Raw genomic sequence first — 19205 nt, 5'->3', positions numbered from 1 at the left:
CCGGAGATGCCGGTGTACGGCCTCGGCGGTCCGGCCGCCGTGCCCGGGGCCGCAGGGCGTACGCGTCAACGCCGGCCCGACGACAGACCGGATCGTGCGTCCGAGCGGCGGCGCCGCCGTGCCCGGGCCACCCCGCGCACGACCGTGCGCACGACCCGGGAGCGGGCCGGTGGCGGTGAGGCGACGTGGACGGGCAGCAGGCTCAGGCCCCACCCGCCCGCCACCACGGTTCCTTCGAGCAGACCGGCCCGCCCGGGCGTCAGCGCCAGCCGCAGCGCCGCCCAGCACCACACCGCGCCCAGGACCATCCCGAGAAGCAGCCGCACGAGCTTCATCGCCCGCCCGGACCCGGCCGCCCGTACCGTCCGGGGCGGCACCCGCGGGCAGACGCCGGTCGCGGGGACGAACGACCCGGACGCCAACCGTGGAGCGGTCGACCGCCCGAGCGCTGCGCGCGCCGCATGGGCCGCACCGGTCACGCGGACCGCGCGCGTCGCACCGGCCCTGCGTATCACCCGGGTGAGCACCGGCCTCGTGAGCCATCGCCGTACCATGGCCGCCTCCTCGGGTCGACGCTAGACCGGCGCGATCAACCGGCGGGAGGGCGTACCGGTGCACGCCTCCAGCGCACGCCCGGCCGCCCCCGCGCGCTCCCCGGCGGGCCGCCACCGGCGCGCCCGCCGGCGCCGGCCGATCGAGGCGCCCCGGCCGCGCGCCCGGCTGAGCGGGTGCGGCAGCCGCTCCGTCAGGAGACCGCCGCTGGGACGCCGTTCACCGGGTCCACTTCCGGCGGACCCGCCCGGCGCGGGTAGGTCCTCCGCAAACGCAGGCTCGCCCTCGCCCACCGGGAGCACCCCTGCCGAGAGCGCCTCCACCGGGAGCACCTCCACCCGAAGCGGCTTCACCGCGAGCACCGCGAGCACCTTCACCGGAGGCTCCTCGAACGCGGAGTCCGCCACGGCGAGTTCCGCCGAACCCGTCGGGCGCGGCCCCGACCGCCTACGCGTTTTCCGCCTGGCGGCTCTCCGCCTGGAACATCCACGCGTGCTTCTCGAGGTCCGCGGTCAGGGCGATCAGCAGGTCCTGGGTCACCGGGTCGGGCTTGTCCGTCGCCTCGATCCGCTCACGCATCCGCCGGATCACCGCGCCGAGCCCGTCCACCAGGATCCGGACCGCGTCGTCGTCCTTGATCCACCCCGTCGGCACCTTGCCGACGGCGCTGCTGGACGCCACCGTCGCGGCTCGCCCGTCCGGGGTGATGCCCAGCGCCGAGGCGCGCTCCGCCACCACATCGGCGTGCTGGCGGGCCGTGGCCACCACCTCGTCGAGCTGAAGGTGAATGGAGCGGAAGCGCGGCCCGACCACGTTCCAGTGCACCTGCTTGGCCACCAGGGACAGGTCGACCACGTCCACCAGCGTGCCCTGCAGCGCCTCGCCGACCACCTTCAGGTCGTCATCGGGCAGGGAGCTCTTCACGACAGTCATTCCGAATCCTCCGTTCCGGCGTGCGGCGGTGCGCACGCCCGTCCACCATGACACATACGACCTAAAACGGGCATTCGGAGTAAACGAAAGCCCCGGTCGGCCACTCGGGTACCCGACCGGGGCTCAGCTCAAAACGCGAGCCGAAAAGTACTGAGCGTGCGCTCAGGCGGCGACGACGTCCACCGCCTCCGCGGGCGCCTTGATGGTCACCCGCTCGGTCGGCACGCCCGCCACCGACGTCACGGACACAGAATTGAGCATCGGACGCACTGGTGCCGGCACCGGCTCACTCGCCGCTGCCGATTCGGCCAGCTCCGCCAGCGAGAGCTCGTCGCTCACTTCTCGCATGAGCTCGGACATCCGTACGTCAAGCGCGTCGCAGATCGCGGAGAGCAGCTCGGAGGAAGCCTCCTTCTGCCCCCGCTCCACCTCGGAGAGATAGCCGAGCGAGACTCGGGCGGACGAGGAGACTTCGCGCAGAGTACGGCCCTGGCGCTGGCGCTGCCGACGCAGCACGTCACCCAGCAGGCGACGGAGCAGAATCATCGGTGGCTCCCTCCTCGGACCGCGTAGCCGCATCCTTCACGCCCCACCGTACCGCCTCGCGCTGCGGCCGTGCGGGGAGCGATGTCGTGTTCACTCAGGGCTGCAAACATCAATTCCCCCCGTTCTGTTCCGTATCCTGTGCCCGCGCATTCTCCGAGAGTTGGTCCGCGAGCAGTTCCAGCACGCTCCGTACACTCTCTCTACGGATTTCCGCGCGGTCGCCGTTCAATCGCAGGGCGACGACTTTCCCATCTCCGAGCGGCCCGCCGGACGGCCCGCAGACGGCCACGAAGACCGTCCCGACCGGCTGTCCGTCCTGCGGCTCGGGCCCCGCGACGCCCGTGGTCGCGACCCCCCAGCCGGCCCGCAGCCGGGTGCGCACACCCGCCGCCATCTGCAGCGCCACGTCCGGATCGACCGCTCCCCGGTCCTCCAGGAGGTCCGCCTCGACGCCCAGCAGGTCCCGCTTCAGCTCGGTGGCGTACGCCGTGACCGACCCGCGGAAACACCGGGAGGCACCCGGCACCGACGTCAGCTCGGCGGCGACCAGTCCACCCGTGAGGGACTCCGCCACGGCCACCGTCTGGTCACGCTCCGCAAGCAGGGTGAGCGCGCGCTCGGCAGGGTTCATCGCCCCGCCTCCGGTCCACGCTCCGCCCCGGCGCCCGTCTCGGACCGCGCAGCGGCCTCCGATCCCGGTCCGGAGTGCGGCACTCCGGCCTGCGCCGGCCCGGCAGCAGCTCCCCCGGCACCGCCCGGACCGCCTCCGGCGACCTCGGCGGCGGCCTGCCCGGCCAGTTCCGCGGCGAGCTGTGCCCGCTCCGCCGCAAGGCCGCGGCGCCGCAGGACCACCGCTTGCCGCACGTAGTCCAGACCCGTGACGACCGTCAACACGACGGCCAGCGCCATCACCCAGAAGCGGAGGGTCGCCAGCGGCCCCGTCAGCATGAGCACGTACATGCCGACCGCCGCGCCCTGCGCCAGCGTCTTCACCTTGCCGCCGCGGCTGGCGGGGATGACCCCGTGCCGGATCACCCAGAACCGCATCAGCGTGATGCCGAGCTCGCGGAAGAGGATCACCCCCGTGACCCACCACGGCAGGTCCCCCAGCGCCGACAGGGACACCAGCCCGGCCGCCATGATCGCCTTGTCGGCGATCGGATCGGCGATCTTGCCGAAGTCGGTGACCAGGTTGTACGCCCGGGCCAGATGGCCGTCGAACACGTCCGTGATCATGGCGACGGCGAAGGCCGCCCACGCCCAGGCACGCCAGGCCGGGTCGTAACCGCCGTCCTGGAGCATCAGCAGCACGAAGGCGGGCACCAGTACCAGCCGCACCATGGTGAGGATGTTGGCGATGTTCCAGAGGCTCGCCTGGTTGACGGCCGCAGCGCCCAGCTTGCCGCCGGGCGGCGTCGGCCTGCCCGCACCGCCCGCGGCGGATGCCGGGACTCCGGTCATCTGCCCGCCTCCTCGAAAAGACACTCGGCGATCAGGTCGACGCCCTCGGTCCCGACGACCTTCGCCGTGACCATACGGCCCGGCTCGAGGCCCTCGGTCGTGGTGAAGACGACCTGGCCGTCGGTCTCGGGCGCCTGGTGCGGGCCCCGGCCGACGGCGCCGTCACCCTCGGGGGACGCGTCGACCGTCTCGACCAGTACCTCCATGGTCTCGCCGATCCGCTCCTCCGCGCGCTGCGCGGTGAGCTCCTCGGCCAGCCGGGAGAGGTGGGCGAGCCGCTCGTCGACGACGTCCTGGTCGAGCTTGTGCTCGTACGTGGCGGCCTCCGTGCCGTCCTCGTCCGAGTAGCCGAACACGCCGATGGCGTCGAGGCGGGCGTGCGTGAGGAAGCGTTCCAGCTCGGCGAAGTCCTCCTCGGTCTCGCCGGGGAAGCCCACGATGAAGTTGGAGCGCACACCGGCCTGCGGTGCCTTGCCGCGGATGGTCTCCAGCAGCTCCAGGAACCGGTCGGTGTCACCGAAGCGGCGCATGGCACGCAGCACGGCCGGCGCCGAGTGCTGGAAGGACAGGTCGAAGTAGGGCGCGACCTTCTCCGTGGACGTCAGGACGTCGATGAGCCCGGGACGCATCTCGGCGGGCTGCAGGTAGCTGACGCGTACGCGCTCGATCCCGTCGACCGCCGCCAGCTCCGGCAGCAGGGTCTCCAGCAGCCGGATGTCACCGAGGTCCTTGCCGTAGGAGGTGTTGTTCTCGGAGACCAGCATGACCTCCTTGACGCCCTGCTCGGCGAGCCAGCGGGTCTCGCCGAGGACGTCCGAGGGCCGGCGCGAGACGAAGGAGCCGCGGAAGGACGGGATGGCGCAGAAGGAGCAGCGCCGGTCGCAGCCGGAGGCGAGCTTCACCGAGGCGACCGGGCTGCGGTCCAGCCGGCGGCGCAGCGGCGCGCGCGGGCCGGAGGCCGGTGCGAGGCCCTCGGGCAGGTCCTCGGGGGCGGGGGCGGGCTCCTGCGCGTGACCGGGCAGGGCGATCTCCGCGGCCGCCTCCTGGCGCTGCACGGGGCTCAGCGGCAGCAGCTTGCGCCGGTCGCGCGGCGTGTGCGCCTCCACGCTGCCACCGCTCAGGATGGTCTGGAGGCGGCCGGAGATGTCGGCGTAGTCGTCGAAGCCGAGCACGCCGTCGGCCTCGGGCAGCGCCTCGGCGAGCTCCTTGCCGTACCGCTCGGCCATGCAGCCGACGGCGACGACGGCCTGGGTCCTGCCGTGGTCCTTCAGATCGTTGGCTTCCAGCAGGGCGTCGACGGAGTCCTTCTTGGCGGCCTCGACGAACCCACAGGTGTTGACGACCGCGACATCCGCGTCGGCGGCGTCCTGGACGAGCTCCCAGCCGTCCGCTGCCAAGCGGCCTGCGAGCTCCTCCGAGTCCACCTCGTTACGGGCGCAGCCAAGAGTGACAAGGGCGACGGTACGGCGTTCGGGCATGGACTCAAGACTACTTCGTCCCGGCCATGCCCCCGGCGCCACCCTTTAGGGGGCTCCGACGCCCCGCCCCCGAGGCCCGCCGGGCGGCCCGCAGCGCCCTCCGGGCCCGCCCCGCCGTCCTGCCGGCGTCACCCCACCTCGGGGTCGCCCTTCGTGTAGGACAGGCGCTCGACCTGCCCGGCCTCGAACTTCTCGTCGACCTTCTTGCCGTTCACGAAGAGCTCGATCGCCCCGGCGTTGCCCAGGATGAGATCGATCTTCTCGTCGTCCTGGAAGGTCTTGGAGTCGCCCTCCATGAGGAGTCCGTCGAAGAGCAGCTTGCCGTCGCTGGCCTTGGCGGAGATCCAGCTCTTGTCGTCGGTCGCGGTGAGCTTGACGGTCACCTTGTCCTTCGGGACGGCCGCGATCGCGCTCTCGGAGGGCGCGGGCGGGACGACCGGCTTGGGCGGCTTCGGCTTCGGGGCCGGCTTCTGGGCGGGGGCCGGGCCTTCCGCGACGTGCGTGGTGGTGGAGTCGGCGTCGTCGCCGTTGAACATCGTGAAGCCGACGAAGCCGATCACGGCGACGATGGCGGCGACCATCGCGGCGGTCCAGTTCGGGCGCCGCCGCTCCGGGCGGATGCGTTCGGCCTCGAAGAGCGGCGCGGCGGGCGTCGGCGAGGGCCGGCCGCCGTGCTCGGCGTCGTACTGCTCGACCAGGCGGACCGGGTCGAGACCGACGGCACGCGCGAGCGTACGGATGTGCCCTCGGGCGTACACGTCGCCGCCGCACCGGGAGAAGTCGTCCTCCTCGATGGCGTGCACGATCGGGATGCGCACGCGCGTGGCGGTGCTGACCTCCTCGACGGTCAGCCCCGCGTCGACGCGGGCCTGCTGGAGGACACGGCCGATCGAGGGGCGGTCCGCCTCCGGTCCCGCGGGGACGGAAGCGTCCGAAGGGGTCGGCGTCCCGGCGCTCTCGGGCGTATCCGAGGGTCCGGACGGAACGGACGAAGGGGGCGAAGGCCGGTCGTCTTCGGGGGATTTGCCGATGGACACGAGGGCGCCTTTCGAGCGTGTAACCACCTGCTGGAGGTTCAGTCTATGGGTGGTACGAAAGGGTTAAGCAACCGGGCGGACGCAGTTTGTACGCCATCGGAATGGCCGTGCGCCCAGAGGACGGGACGGACAGTCGATCCATTGTCCGCCCCTCTTCCCAACTTGACGTACGACGCGGGGAAACGGTTGCTCACGATCCCCTTACGAGTGAGACTCCATCAGGACTCGGACGGCGAATCCCTACGTCTCCGACTCCCCTCGGATCACGGCGAGTACTCCATCCAGCTCATCCGGTTTGACAAGGACGTCACGTGCCTTGGAGCCCTCGCTCGGCCCGACGATGTTGCGCGACTCCATCAGATCCATCAGCCGGCCGGCCTTGGCGAAGCCGACACGCAGCTTGCGCTGGAGCATCGACGTGGAACCGAACTGCGTGGTGACGACCAGTTCGGCGGCCTGGCACAGCAGGTCGAGGTCGTCGCCGATGTCCTCGTCGATCTCCTTCTTCTTCTGGGAGCCCACCGTGACGTCGTCGCGGAAGACCGGCGCCATCTGGTCCTTGCAGTGCTGGACGACCGCCTGGACCTCTTCCTCGGTGACGAACGCGCCCTGCATGCGGACGGGCTTGTTCGCCCCCATCGGGAGGAAGAGGCCGTCGCCCTTGCCGATGAGCTTCTCCGCGCCCGGCTGGTCCAGGATGACCCGGCTGTCGGCCAGCGACGAGGTGGCGAAGGCGAGCCGCGAGGGCACGTTCGCCTTGATGAGGCCGGTGACGACGTCCACGGACGGCCGCTGGGTGGCCAGCACCAGGTGGATGCCGGCCGCGCGGGCCAGCTGCGTGATGCGGACGATGGCGTCCTCGACGTCCCGCGGCGCGACCATCATGAGGTCCGCGAGCTCGTCGACGATGACCAGCAAATACGGGTACGGCTGGAGCTCGCGCTCGCTGCCCTCGGGCTGCTTGACCTTCCCGGCCCGGACGGCGGCGTTGAAGTCGTCGATGTGCCGGAAGCCGTACGCCGCCAGGTCGTCGTAGCGCAGGTCCATCTCGCGCACGACCCACTGGAGCGCCTCGGCCGCCCGCTTGGGGTTGGTGATGATGGGCGTGATGAGGTGCGGGATGCCCTCGTACGCGGTGAGTTCGACCCGCTTGGGGTCGACCAGCACCATCCGTACGTCCTCGGGGGTCGCCCTTATCATCACCGAGGTGATCAGGCAGTTGATGCACGACGACTTGCCGGACCCGGTGGCGCCGGCGACGAGCACGTGCGGCATCTTCGCCAGGTTGGCCATCACGTAGCCGCCCTCGACGTCCTTGCCGAGCGCGACCAGCATCGGGTGGTCGTCCTCGGCGGCGTCGGCGAGGCGCAGGACGTCGCCGACCTTGACCATCTCGCGGTCGGTGTTCGGGATCTCGATGCCGACGGCCGACTTGCCGGGGATCGGCGAGATGATCCGTACGTCGGGGCTGGCGACGGCGTACGCGATGTTCTTGGCCAGCGCCGTGATCCGCTCGACCTTCACGGCCGGGCCGAGCTCCACCTCGTACCGCGTGACCGTCGGCCCGCGGGTGAAGCCGGTGACGGCCGCGTCCACCTTGAACTCGGAGAAGACGGTGGTCAGCGCGGCGACGATCGCGTCGTTGGCGGCGCTGCGGGTCTTGCCCGGGCCGCCCCGCTCCAGCAGGTCGAGCGAGGGCAGGACGTACGTGATGTCCCCGGCGAGCCGGAGCTGCTCGGCGCGCGGCGGCAGGGGCTGCCCCTCGTCCCGCGCGGGTGCGGCCTTGGTGAGGTCCGGGACCTGGCCGGAGGCAGCCGCCGGCCCGCGGCCGGGCTTCACGGCGTCCCGCGCGGACGGTACGGGTGCGGGGGCGGCGGCCTCCCCGGCGTCCCGCGCGTCGCGCTTGCGGTCGCCCGTGACCTCCCGGGTCAGGTCGGCGACCACCGGCGAGGGGGGCATGCCGTTCAGTACGGCGCCGTCGAGCGCGGCCGCGGCAGCCGCCGCGATGTCGACCGCGTCCCGGGGCCGGTCGAAGTCCGGCTCGGGGACGGCCGCCGCCTTCCGCGGCCGCCTGCGCCGGGTGAGCGCCTCCTCCTCGGCCTCGTCCGGGCCGTAGGCGTCGTACGCACCGGCCGGCGGCACCGGCCCGCGCCGCCGCGGCCGGGCGGGCAGCGCCTCCCGCCACTGCTCGTCGTAGCGCTCGTCGTCCTCCGCGAGGCCGGCGGCCCCGGGTGGGGGCGCGAGCAGCCCGAGGCGCACCCCGAGCGCACGCAGCCGCTGCGGGATGGCGTAGACGGGCGTCGCCGTGACGACGAGCAGCCCGAAGACGGTGAGCAGCACCAGCAGGGGGACCGCGAGGACCTCGCCCATCATGAAGACCAGCGGCTTGGAGGCGCCCCAGCCGATCAGGCCGCCCGCGTCCCGCACCGCCTCGCTGCCCTGGTCCCGGCCGGGCGAGCCGCACGCGATGTGCACCTGCCCCAGCACGCCGATGACGAGCGCGGACAGGCCGATCACGATCCGCCCGTTGGCCTCCGGTTTCTCGGGGTGGAGGATGAGGCGGACCGCGACGGCGCCGACCAGCAGCGGTACGAGGAGGTCGAGCCGGCCGAAGGCACCGGTGACGAGCATCTCGACGAGGTCGCCGACCGGGCCGCGGAGGCTGGCCCAGGTGCCGGCGGCGACGATCAGGGCGATGCCGAGGAGAAGCAGCGCCAGGCCGTCCTTGCGGTGCGCGGGGTCGAGCCCCTTGGCGCCGCGCCCTATGCTCCGGAACATCGCGCCGACCGCGTGGGCGAGGCCGAGCCACAGGGCGCGGACCAGCCGGTACAGCCCCCCGGTGGGGGACGGCGCCGCCTTCGCTGCGCCCTTCGCTCCCGCCGCCTTCCGCGCGGCGGCCTTCTTGGCGGGGGCCTTCTTCGCCGCGGCCTTCCTGGCGGCGGGCGCGGCCCTCTTGACGGGGGGCTTGGCGGGCGCCGCCTTCTTCGCGGCGCCGGCGGCGCCCGTCGCACGGCCGGCGGCGCGCGGCTTCGCGGTGCCCGCCGTGCCGTGGGGACCCTTGCCGGACGTACGTGAGGCCATGGGGGTGAGATTACCGGTGTGGGACGCGGTGGACACGTGTGCCTACCGCTTCACCCGTTCGTGTCGTCCGCACGGTCATCACAAACTGACGACTGCTCAACGGAAGGCCGGGCAACGGACCGCCGCGCGGCGGACGCTGCGCGACGAGGGACCCTGGACGGGTGGCCGACGACGCGGTGACGGAGAGTCGCCGACGGTGCTCCGTACCCACGGCGGATCCCCTGACGGCCGGTCAGGCGGACAGTGCGTCAGCCCTGCGCGGGCAGACCGGGCGAGCCGCCCCCGCTGCCGGGCTCCAGGGCGTCCAGCGCCCGGCGCAGCCCGGTGAGTTTGCGCTCCAGGTGCGCGGCGGTGGCGACGGCGGCGGCGTCCGCCGACTCGTCGTCGAGCTGCTTGGAGAGGGCCTCGGCCTGCTCCTCGACCGCGGCGAGGCGCGCGGAGAGCTCGGCGAGCAGACCGGCGGACTCACGGGCCGCGCCGTCCTGGCCGCCCTGGCCGCCTTCGAGCTGGAGACGCAGCAGCGCCGCCTGCTCGCGCAGTTGGCAGTTCTTCATGTACAGCTCGACGAAGACGGAGACCTTCGCGCGCAGCACCCAGGGGTCGAACGGCTTGGAGATGTAGTCGACGGCCCCGGCCGCGTACCCACGGAAGGTGTGGTGGGGGCCGTGGTTGATCGCGGTGAGGAAGATGATCGGGATGTCCCGTGTCCGTTCCCGACGCTTGATGTGCGCGGCGGTCTCGAAACCGTCCATTCCCGGCATCTGGACGTCCAGCAGAATGACCGCGAAGTCGTCCGTCAGCAGCGCCTTGAGCGCTTCCTCCCCTGACGATGCCCGGACCAGCGTCTGATCGAGCGCAGAGAGGATGGCCTCCAGCGCCAGCAGATTCTCCGGTCGGTCATCGACCAGGAGGATCTTGGCCTTCTGCACCATGGCCCGTCCTCCTCGCCCCGGCAGTTGGCCGGGCGCCGCCCCAGGGGACGACTCCCTTGCGCCGTCCGTCCTTGTGCCGGTCATGGTAGCCGCACCCCGCCTGTCGCCACACCCTGTCACCGCGATGTCACTGTGCACGTAGCAGAAACGCGGTGGGAGACCAGAAGGTTCCCCGTACACCGCCCTCTCACACGCTTTCGACCACAGTCAGTCAGCAAGTCGTTGTCATTCGTGCGGCGTCCGATCACTCTCCGCGCATCCACTGCTCCATCACGGAGAGCAGATGATCGGGATCCACCGGCTTCGTCACGTAGTCGGAAGCCCCGGACTCGATGGCCTTCTCCCGGTCGCCCTTCATCGCCTTCGCCGTCAGCGCGATGATCGGCAGGCCGGCGAACTGCGGCATCCGCCGGATCGCCGTCGTCGTCGCGTACCCGTCCATCTCCGGCATCATGATGTCCATCAGGACGACCGCCGCGTCGTCGTGCTGCTCCAGCACCTCGATGCCCTCGCGGCCGTTCTCGGCGTACAGCACCGCCAGGCCGTGCTGCTCCAGGACGCTGGTGAGCGCGAAGACGTTGCGGATGTCGTCGTCGACGATGAGCACCTTCTCACCGTTGAACGCGAAGCGGTGCCCCGGCGTGTGCGCGGCCTCCTGACCGGCACCCGGCCAATCCTGCGCCCCGGACGCCGCACCCGTCGCCGGCCCGGACGCCTGCTGTCCCGCGGGCGACTCGGAGGGCGCCTCCTGCGGCTGCGCCGTCTGACCCGGCAGCGCCGCGCGCGGCTCCGCCCGGCCCGCCGTCCTGCGGCGGTGCCGGAACAACGCCCCGCCGCCCGAGCGCCCGTCCTGCGCCGCCTCGCCGTACCCGTCCGGCCCCTGGCCGTCGGAGCCGCCGGGCTCCGCGTTCGGGCCCTGGTGCCCGTACCCGTGCGGAGGCAGCTCGCTGGGGTGCAGCGGCAGGTACAGCGTGAAGGTCGAGCCGCGGCCCGGTTCGCTCGCCGCGTGGATCTCGCCGCCCAGCAGCCTCGCGATCTCCCGGCTGATCGACAGGCCCAGTCCCGTACCGCCGTACTTGCGGCTCGTCGTACCGTCCGCCTGCTTGAACGCCTCGAAGATCACCCGCATCTTGCTGGCGGCGATGCCGATCCCCGTGTCGGTCACCGAGAACGCGATCAGGTCGCCGTCCGGCTCGCTCAGCGAACCCGCCTCCAACAGCTGCTCGCGGATCGACTGCGGCACGTCCGCCCTGGCCGGCCGGATCACCAGCTCCACCGCCCCGCTGTCGGTGAACTTCACCGCGTTCGACAGCAGGTTGCGCAGTACCTGCAGCAGCCGCTGCTCGTCGGTGTGGAGCGTGGCCGGCAGTTCCGGCGACACCCGTACGGAGAAGTCCAGCCCCTTCTCGGCGGTCAGCGGCCGGAACGTCGCCTCCACGTAGTCGACGAGCTGCACCAGCGCGATCCGGGTCGGGCTGACGTCCATCTTGCCCGCCTCGACCTTCGACAGGTCGAGGATGTCGTTGATCAGCTGCAGCAGGTCCGAACCGGCACCGTGGATGGTCTCGGCGAACTCGACCTGCTTCGGCGACAGGTTGCCCTCCGCGTTGTCCGCGAGCAGCTTCGCCAGGATGAGCAGCGAGTTCAGCGGCGTACGCAGCTCGTGCGACATGTTCGCCAGGAACTCCGACTTGTACCGCATGGAGACGGCCAGCTGCTCGGCCCGCTCCTCCAGCACCTGCCGGGCCTCCTCGATCTCGGTGTTCTTCACCTCGATGTCGCGGTTCTGCTGCGCCAGCAGCTCGGCCTTCTCCTCCAGTTCGGCGTTGGAGTCCTGCAGCGCCTTCTGCCGGCTCTCCAGTTCCGCCGAACGCTCCCGCAGCTGCTCCGTCAGCTCCTGCGACTGCTCCAGCAGCACCTCGGTCTTGGTGTTGACGCTGATGGTGTTGACGCTCGTCGCGATCATCTCGGCGATCTGGTTCAGGAAGTCGCGCTGGATCTGCGTGAAGGGCTGGAACGACGCCAGCTCGATCACACCGAGGACCTTCCCCTCGAAGAGCACCGGCAGCACGATCACATGCGCCGGGGCCGCCTCCCCGAGCCCGGACGAGATCTTCAGGTAGCCCGGCGGAACGTTGACCTGGATCGTCCGCTTCTCCTCGGCCGCCGTACCGATCAGCGTCTCGCCCGGCCGGAAGGACGTGGGCATCGACCCGGCCGAGTAGCCGTAGCTGCCGCGCATGACCAGCACGTACGAACCGTCCTCGTCCGCCCCGATCTCGTTCCCGCCGCCCGTGGGCATCGCCAGGAAGAACGCGCCGTGCTGCGCCGAGACCACCGGGGTCAGCTCGCTCATGATCAGCGAGGCGACGTCGTCCAGGTCGCGCCGGCCCTGCATCAGGCCGGAGATGCGGGCCAGGTTGCCCTTGAGCCAGTCCTGCTCCTCGTTGGCGAGGGTGGTGTCGCGCAGGTTGGCGATCATCGTGTTGATGTTGTCCTGGAGGACCTGGATCTCGCCCGCCGCGTCGACGTCGATCTTCAGGTTCAGGTCGCCGCGGGTCACCGCCGTGGCGACGGCCGCGATCGCGCGCACCTGCCGTGTCAGGTTCCCGGCCATCTCGTTCACCGACTCGGTCAGGTCGCGCCAGGTGCCGTCGACGTCCCGGACCCGGGCCTGGCCGCCGAGGATGCCCTCGGTGCCCACCTCGCGGGCCACCCGGGTGACCTCCTCGGCGAACGACGAGAGCTGGTCGACCATCGTGTTGATGGTGTTCTTCAGCTCCAGGATCTCGCCCTGCGCATCGATGTCGATCTTCTTGGTCAGGTCGCCCTTGGCGATGGCCGTGGTGACCGCGGCGATCTGGCGCACCTGACCCGTCAGGTTGGACGCCATCGAGTTCACCGACTCGGTCAGGTCCTTCCACGTACCGGACACACCCGGCACCCGGGCCTGGCCGCCCAGCTCGCCCTCCGTGCCCACCTCGCGCGCCACGCGCGTGACCTCGTCGGCGAACGACGACAGCGTGGTCACCATGGTGTTGACGGTGTCGGCGAGCTCCGCGACCTCGCCGCGCGCCTCGACCGTCACCTTCTTCGTGAGATCGCCGTTGGCGACGGCCGACGACACCCGCGAGATGTTGCGCACCTGCGAGGTCAGGTTGTTGGCCATCACGTTGACGTTGTCGCTCAGGTCTTTCCAGATGCCGGTGACGCCCCGCACCCGCGCCTGGCCGCCCAGGATGCCCTCCGTACCCACCTCACGGGCGACCCGCGTCACCTCGTCGGCGAAGTTGGACAGCTGGTCCACCATCGTGTTGACGGTGGTGACGAGGTCGAGGATCTCGCCCCGCGCGTCGACCGTGATCTTCTTCGACAGGTCGCCCTTGGCGACCGCGGTCGTCACCTCGGCGATGTTCCGCACCTGCGAGGTGAGGTTGTTCGCCATCGAGTTGACGGACTGCGTCAGGTCCTTCCAGGTGCCGGAGACGCCCTGCACCTCCGCCTGGCCGCCCAGGATGCCCTCCGTACCCACCTCACGGGCCACCCGGGTCACCTGCTCCGCGAAGTTCGACAGCTGGTCCACCATCGTGTTGAGGGTGTTCTTCAGCTCCAGGATCTCGCCGCGCGCATCCACGTCGATCTTCTGCGACAGGTCACCGCGCGCCACCGCCGTCGCGACCTGGGCGATGTTGCGGACCTGGGCGGTCAGGTTCCCCGCCATGCCGTTCACCGAATCCGTCAGGTCCCGCCACACACCCGCGACCCCCGGCACCTGCGCCTGACCGCCCAGCCGGCCGTCGGTGCCCACCTCGCGGGCCACCCGGGTCACCTGCTCGGCGAACGCCGACAGCTGGTCGACCATCGTGTTGATGGTGTTCTTCAGCTCCAGGATCTCGCCGCGCGCGTCCACGTCGATCTTCTGCGACAGGTCACCGCGCGCCACCGCCGTCGTCACCTGCGCGATCTGCCGCACCTGCGACGTCAGGTTCCCGGCCATGAAGTTGACGGAGTCCGTGAGCTCCTTCCACGTGCCCGAGACACCGTCGACGCGCGCCTGACCGCCCAGCCGGCCCTCCGTGCCCACGTCCCGCGCCATGCGCGTCACCTGGTCGGCGAACGACGACAGCTGCGCCACCATCGTGTTGACCGTGTTCTTCAGCTCCAGCATCTCGCCCGCGACGTCGACGGTGACCTTCTGCGTCAGATCGCCGTTCGCCACCGCCGTCGTCACCTGCGCGATGTCCCGCACCTGACCGGTGAGGTTGCGGAACGCCGTGTTGACCGAGTCCGTCAGGTCCTTCCAGGTCCCCGCGGCCCCCGGCACATGGGCCTGGCCGCCCAGCCGGCCCTCGACACCCACCTCGCGGGCCACCCGCGTCACTTCCGAACCGAACGCCGACAGCTGGTCCACCATCGTGTTGACGGTGTTCTTCAGCTCCAGCATCTCCCCGGCCACGTCGACGGTGACCTTCTGCGACAGGTCACCGTTCGCCACCGCCGTCGTCACCTGCGCGATGTCCCGCACCTGGGTGGTCAGGTTCCGGAACACGGTGTTGACCGAGTCCGTCAGGTCCTTCCACGTACCGGCCGCGCCCGGCACCTGCGCCTGCCCGCCGAGCAGACCCTCGGCACCGACCTCGCTCGCCACACGCGTCACCTCGTCGGCGAACGTCCGCAGCGTCTCGGTCATCTGGTTGATCGTGTCGGCGAGCTGCGCCACCTCGCCCCGCGCGCTGACCGTCACCTTCTGGGACAGGTCACCGTTGGCCACCGCCGTCGTCACCTCGGCGATGCCGCGCACCTGGGACGTCAGGTTGCCCGCCATCGTGTTGACGGAGTCGGTGAGGTCCTTCCACACCCCGGCCACGCCCGGCACCTCGGCCTGACCGCCCAGCTCGCCCTCCGTACCCACCTCGCGCGCCACCCGCGTGACCTCGGAGGAGAAGGACGACAGCTGGTCCACCATCGTGTTCACGGTGTTCTTCAGCTGGAGCATCTCACCGGCCACGTGCACGGTGACCTTCCGCGACAGATCACCCTTGGCGACCGCCGTCGTCACGAGGGCGATATCCCGCACCTGGGCCGTCAGCCGGTACGCCATGGTGTTCACCGAATCCTGGAGATCCTTCCAGGAACCGGACATACCGCGCACCTGCGCCTGCCCGCCGAGCTTGCCCTCGGTGCCGACCTCCAGCGCCACCCGGGTCACCTCGTCGGTGAACGCCGAGAGCTGGTCGACCAGGTTGTTGACCGTACGGGCGACCTTGAGGAACTCGCCGCGCAGCGGCCGCACCGTCCCGTCCAGGCTCTCCGAGCGCAGCTCCATCCGCTGCTCCAGGTCACCCTCCGCGACCGCGGACAGCACCCGCCCGACCTCCGACACGGGCCGCGTCAGATCGTCGACCAGGGCGTTCGCCGCCTCGATGGCCTGCGCCCAGGCGCCCTCGCTGGCCCCGACCTCCAGCCGCTCCGACAGCTTGCCCTCGCGCCCGACCATCCGCCGGACCCGCTGCAGCTCCCCGGTCAGGTGCAGCTTGCGGTCGGCGACCTCGTTGAAGACGGCGGCGATCTCCGCCATCACGCCGTCACCGGTCACGGTCAGGCGCTTGCGGAAGTTGCCGTCCCGCATCGACGCCAGGGCGGTCAGCAGCCGCTCCAGGGCCGCGGCATCCACCTCGACCGTCCCACCGCTCCGGGACCGCCCGCCCTTCGCGCGCGTGCTTCCGCTCCGCGCCGTCACGCCAGACTCCACCGTGTCCCTCCCGCAGGGATCGACCGTACTGCTCCGACATCACTCGTGGCTGCTCGGGCAGGGAATGCCCGGGACGCCGCCGGAAGCCCTCCCAGTGTTTCACCACGAGCGATCGAGGCCATAACAGTTCGGCAGCTTCGCATAACGTCCCCACCCTCGGGGGACGGAAACGGTGGTGACCACCACCCGCCCGGACAGCGAAGGTAAGTAACCTGGCATCCGGCTGTCCAACCGCCCCGGTCCGCCCGGCTGGGGGCGGTGCGGCGGAGCGCGACCACTCGGGCACCGGGGAGGGGCAGGGCCGACCATGGCAGAGCCGGGCGTCGAGACGTGTACGAGGAGTTCTGTGATCACCGCTCGGGCGGCCGCCACCTTCGAGCCTGTGGGGCGGTCCGTGGCGACCGCCCGGGCCTTCGTCCGGGACACCCTCCAGGGCTGGGGTTACGGCGATGTCGTCGACGACGCCGTCGTCCTCACCAGCGAACTCGTCACCAATGCGGTGATCCACGCCGGCACCGCCGCCGACGTCCTGTGCCTGCGCACCGAGGACGGCGTACGCGTCGAGGTCGCCGACCGCTACCCGGAGCGCGAGGTGCCCCTCCAGGGCTCCGGCCGCGCGCAGGTCCACCCGGAGCGCGAGAACGGCCGCGGACTGCTGCTGTGCGCCGCCCTCGCCTCCCGCTGGGGCGTCGAGTACTCCCCCACCCGCAAACAGGTCTGGTTCCAGCTCGACCTCCCGGAGCGCCCCGTCGGCACCCGCTCCGCCGGCCCCGCCCTCCCCGACGACCTCCTCCCCGTGGCCGACGAACGCGTCCGCGTCGCCGTCGCCCAGATCGACCGCAACGGCACCATCAGCGCCTGGAACGAGGACGCCGAGCGCCTCTTCGGGTACGCCGCGGATCAGGTCGCCGGCAAGCCGCTCGGCGACTTCGCCGCCTGGCCCCACACCCCCGGCATCGGCACCGGCCTCGCCGAGGCCCTGCGGCTCTCCCGCTGGGAGGGCAGCTACGGCATCCGCTGCGCCGACGGCCGCGTCATCCCGGTCTACGCCTCCCACCTGCGCGTACGCGACACCCACGGCGAGCCGTCCACCGTCTGCCTCCTCGTACGGGACTACGAGCGGGCCGTGCTGCAGTCGCCGTCCCGCACCCCCGTGACCGACTCGGGCTCCGAGGGCCGCAGCTCCGACCCCTTCGAGGTCTTCATCGGCTCCCCCGCCCCGGACGACCTCGACGGCCTGCTGCAGCGGACCGTCGAGCGCGCCCGCGACATGCTCGACGGCGACGCCGCCTTCCTGCTGCTGGCCACCGACGACGAGACCGAGCTGGAGGTCCGCGCCACCACCGGACTCCCTTCGGCCCGCCAGCGCTTCGCCCGCGTGCCCGTCGAGTCCGGTACCGGGCGGTACTCCTCCGCCCGCATGCCCGCCGTCCACGAGGACCTCACCGCCGTCCATGGCGCCGTGCCCCTCCTCACCGGCACCGGGATGCGCTCGGTCGTCACCGTCCCCCTCAAGGTCGAGGGCCGCCTCACGGGCTCGCTGGGCGTCGCCGCGGAGGCCGCCGGACGGTACTCGAACGAGGAGGCCCTGCGGCTCCAGTTCGCCGCCGACCGCATCGCCCTCGCCGTGGAGTCCGCCCGCCTGGGCGAGCTCGAACGCCTCCGCCGCGGCTCCCTCAGCTTCCTCGTCGAGGCTTCCGACCTGCTGGCCGGCACCCTGGACCGCGACCAGACCCTGGCCCTGATGGCCCAGATGACCGTGCCGACGCTGGCCACCTGGTGCGCCGTCTACACGATCGCCGACCAGTCGTCCGACCCGTACCTCTCCTACGTCCTCCACGAGGACGAGGACCGCATCGACGGCCTGAAGGCCCTGCTGTCCAAGATCCCGCCGCCGGAGCCGGTCCCCTCCCCCGGGGCCCGCGTCTGGACCGCCCCCTCCGACGCCGCCCACGAAGCTGCCCTGCGCACCTCCATGCGCGAGCTGGGGTACGGCTCCGGCTCGCTGACGTCCGGCGTCGGCACGTCGCTGGCGACGGCCGCCGCGGTGGGCGGCGAGACGGTCGTCCTGCCCCTGGTCGCCCGTAACCGCGTCATCGGCATGCTGACGCTCGGCAAGCCGTCCGACGACCATTTCCGCCAGGAGATCCTGGAGCTCGCCGAGGACCTCTCACGCCGGGCCGCCCTCGCCCTCGACAACGCCCGCCTGTACTCCGAGCGCACGGCCATCAGCCAGTCGCTCCAGCGCAGCCTGCTGCCCCCGGGCCTCCCGCAGGTCCCGGGCGTCGAGGTCGACGTCATCTACCGCGCGGCCGGCGAGGGCAACGAGGTCGGCGGCGACTTCTACGACCTCTTCCCGATCCGCGACAACGCGTACGGCTTCGCCATCGGCGACGTCTGCGGTACGGGGCCGGAAGCCGCGGCCGTCACCGGCCTCGCCCGCCACGCCCTGCGCCTGCTGGCCCGCGAAGGATTCGGCGGCCCCGCGGTCCTGGAGCGCCTGAACGCGGCGATCCTCGACGAGGGCGCCCGCTCCCGCTTCCTCACCCTGCTCTACGGCGAGCTGTGGCCGCAGGAGGACGGCAGCGCCCTCCTCAAGGTCGTCTGTGCCGGCCACCCGCTCCCGCTGCGCCTGCGCCCGGACGGCACGGTCGAACCGGCCGCCGAACCGCAGCCGCTGCTGGGCGTCATGGACGACCTGGAGCTGTACGAGGAGACCGTCACCCTGGACCCGGGCGACGTCCTGCTGTGCGTCACCGACGGCGTCACCGAACGCCGCGAGGGTTCCCGCATGCTCGGCGACGACGGCCTGATGGACGTCCTCACCACGTGTACGGGCCTGACGGCCGGCGCTGTCACCGCCCGCGTGATGCGCGCGGTCGAACGTTTCGCCGCCGAGCCGCCGTCCGACGACATGGCGATCCTGGCGATGCGCGTCCCGGAGCCGCACACCGACTGAGCGGAAAGGCCGTCGGCCCTCACCCGCACAACGAAAAAGACCCCCGCCACTAGGGCGGGGGTCTTCTTTCGTTCCAGAGCCCCCAAACGGAATCGAACCGTTGACCTTCTCCTTACCATGGAGACGCTCTGCCGACTGAGCTATAGGGGCCGGCTTGTCGCTTTGAGGTTTCCCTCGCGGCAACGGGAAAAGCATACCCCGAACGAACCGATTCGCCTAACCGGCTCCCCCGCCGGCAACACGGCGAGGACACCGCTCCCTGAACCCCTCTTACCTGCCTTGCCCGGAAGGGCCCTTCGCCGAAAGCCGTACCCGACCCCGACCCCGCCCGGAACGCGGAAAAGCCCCGCACCATAACGGTGCGGGGCTTCCCCACAAGAATTGTTCGGCGGCGTCCTACTCTCCCACAGGGTCCCCCCTGCAGTACCATCGGCGCTGAAAGGCTTAGCTTCCGGGTTCGGAATGTAACCGGGC

General features: G+C 71.4%; 12 protein-coding genes, 1 tRNA gene and 1 rRNA gene. 1 reads left to right on the top strand and 13 read right to left on the bottom strand.

The window, feature by feature from the left end:
* Positions 1 to 65 precede the first annotated feature (65 nt).
* From ACIA79_RS23335 to ACIA79_RS23285, 11 genes are all read right to left on the bottom strand, one after another.
* Positions 66 to 335 carry a hypothetical protein gene (locus tag ACIA79_RS23335; protein WP_399430380.1) on the bottom strand — a complete coding sequence of 90 codons (270 nt, stop codon included), beginning with the start codon at positions 333 to 335 and terminating at the stop codon, positions 66 to 68.
* Between the two features lie 240 nt (positions 336 to 575).
* Complete coding sequence (locus ACIA79_RS23330) at positions 576 to 959, bottom strand: hypothetical protein (protein WP_399430281.1); 384 nt, start codon at positions 957 to 959, stop codon at positions 576 to 578.
* 40 nt (positions 960 to 999) lie between these two features.
* Positions 1000 to 1485, bottom strand: a complete 486-nt coding sequence (locus tag ACIA79_RS23325; protein ID WP_399430280.1) for a Dps family protein — start codon at positions 1483 to 1485, stop codon at positions 1000 to 1002.
* A gap of 162 nt (positions 1486 to 1647) precedes the next feature.
* Positions 1648 to 2031 (bottom strand): helix-turn-helix domain-containing protein, encoded by a 384-nt coding sequence (locus ACIA79_RS23320; RefSeq protein WP_019889909.1) that lies wholly within the window; start codon positions 2029 to 2031, stop codon positions 1648 to 1650.
* Positions 2032 to 2140: 109 nt separating this feature from the next.
* Entirely contained in the window at positions 2141 to 2662 is a 522-nt protein-coding gene (locus ACIA79_RS23315) for a CinA family protein (protein ID WP_399430279.1), read from the bottom strand.
* Positions 2659 to 3492 carry a CDP-diacylglycerol--glycerol-3-phosphate 3-phosphatidyltransferase gene (pgsA, locus tag ACIA79_RS23310; protein WP_399430278.1) on the bottom strand — a complete coding sequence of 278 codons (834 nt, stop codon included), beginning with the start codon at positions 3490 to 3492 and terminating at the stop codon, positions 2659 to 2661. The genes ACIA79_RS23315 and pgsA overlap by 4 nt, the downstream gene beginning before the upstream one ends.
* Positions 3489 to 4970, bottom strand: a complete 1482-nt coding sequence (gene rimO / locus ACIA79_RS23305; protein ID WP_399430277.1) for a 30S ribosomal protein S12 methylthiotransferase RimO — start codon at positions 4968 to 4970, stop codon at positions 3489 to 3491. The genes pgsA and rimO overlap by 4 nt, the downstream gene beginning before the upstream one ends.
* Positions 4971 to 5098: 128 nt before the next feature.
* The gene (locus ACIA79_RS23300) at positions 5099 to 6007 is read right to left on the bottom strand and encodes a helix-turn-helix domain-containing protein (RefSeq protein ID WP_399430276.1); all 909 of its coding nucleotides are present in this window, start codon (positions 6005 to 6007) and stop codon (positions 5099 to 5101) included.
* 240 nt (positions 6008 to 6247) lie between these two features.
* Complete coding sequence (locus tag ACIA79_RS23295; RefSeq protein WP_399430275.1) at positions 6248 to 9088, bottom strand: DNA translocase FtsK; 2841 nt, start codon at positions 9086 to 9088, stop codon at positions 6248 to 6250.
* 248 nt (positions 9089 to 9336) lie between these two features.
* Positions 9337 to 10020 carry a two-component system response regulator gene (locus ACIA79_RS23290; protein WP_399430274.1) on the bottom strand — a complete coding sequence of 228 codons (684 nt, stop codon included), beginning with the start codon at positions 10018 to 10020 and terminating at the stop codon, positions 9337 to 9339.
* A gap of 244 nt (positions 10021 to 10264) precedes the next feature.
* On the bottom strand, positions 10265 to 15772 hold the full coding sequence (locus tag ACIA79_RS23285; protein WP_399430273.1) for a HAMP domain-containing protein: 5508 nt from the start codon (positions 15770 to 15772) through the stop codon (positions 10265 to 10267).
* Between the two features lie 307 nt (positions 15773 to 16079).
* Between ACIA79_RS23285 and ACIA79_RS23280 the strand changes: the two genes are divergently transcribed.
* Complete coding sequence (locus tag ACIA79_RS23280) at positions 16080 to 18731, top strand: SpoIIE family protein phosphatase (protein ID WP_399430272.1); 2652 nt, start codon at positions 16080 to 16082, stop codon at positions 18729 to 18731.
* A 77-nt stretch (positions 18732 to 18808) separates the two neighbouring features.
* Here ACIA79_RS23280 and ACIA79_RS23275 read toward each other — a convergent pair.
* Both ACIA79_RS23275 and rrf read right to left on the bottom strand, forming a co-directional pair.
* Positions 18809 to 18881 (bottom strand) — tRNA-Thr (locus ACIA79_RS23275).
* A 233-nt stretch (positions 18882 to 19114) separates the two neighbouring features.
* A 5S ribosomal RNA gene (gene rrf, locus ACIA79_RS23270) occupies positions 19115 to 19205 on the bottom strand; the annotation flags it as partial.

Source organism: Streptomyces sp. NPDC051310 (assembly GCF_044455245.1).
Lineage (GTDB): Bacteria > Actinomycetota > Actinomycetes > Streptomycetales > Streptomycetaceae > Streptomyces.
Note: the sequence above shows the minus strand (reverse complement) of the source record. Positions and strands in the feature narration are given on the sequence as shown.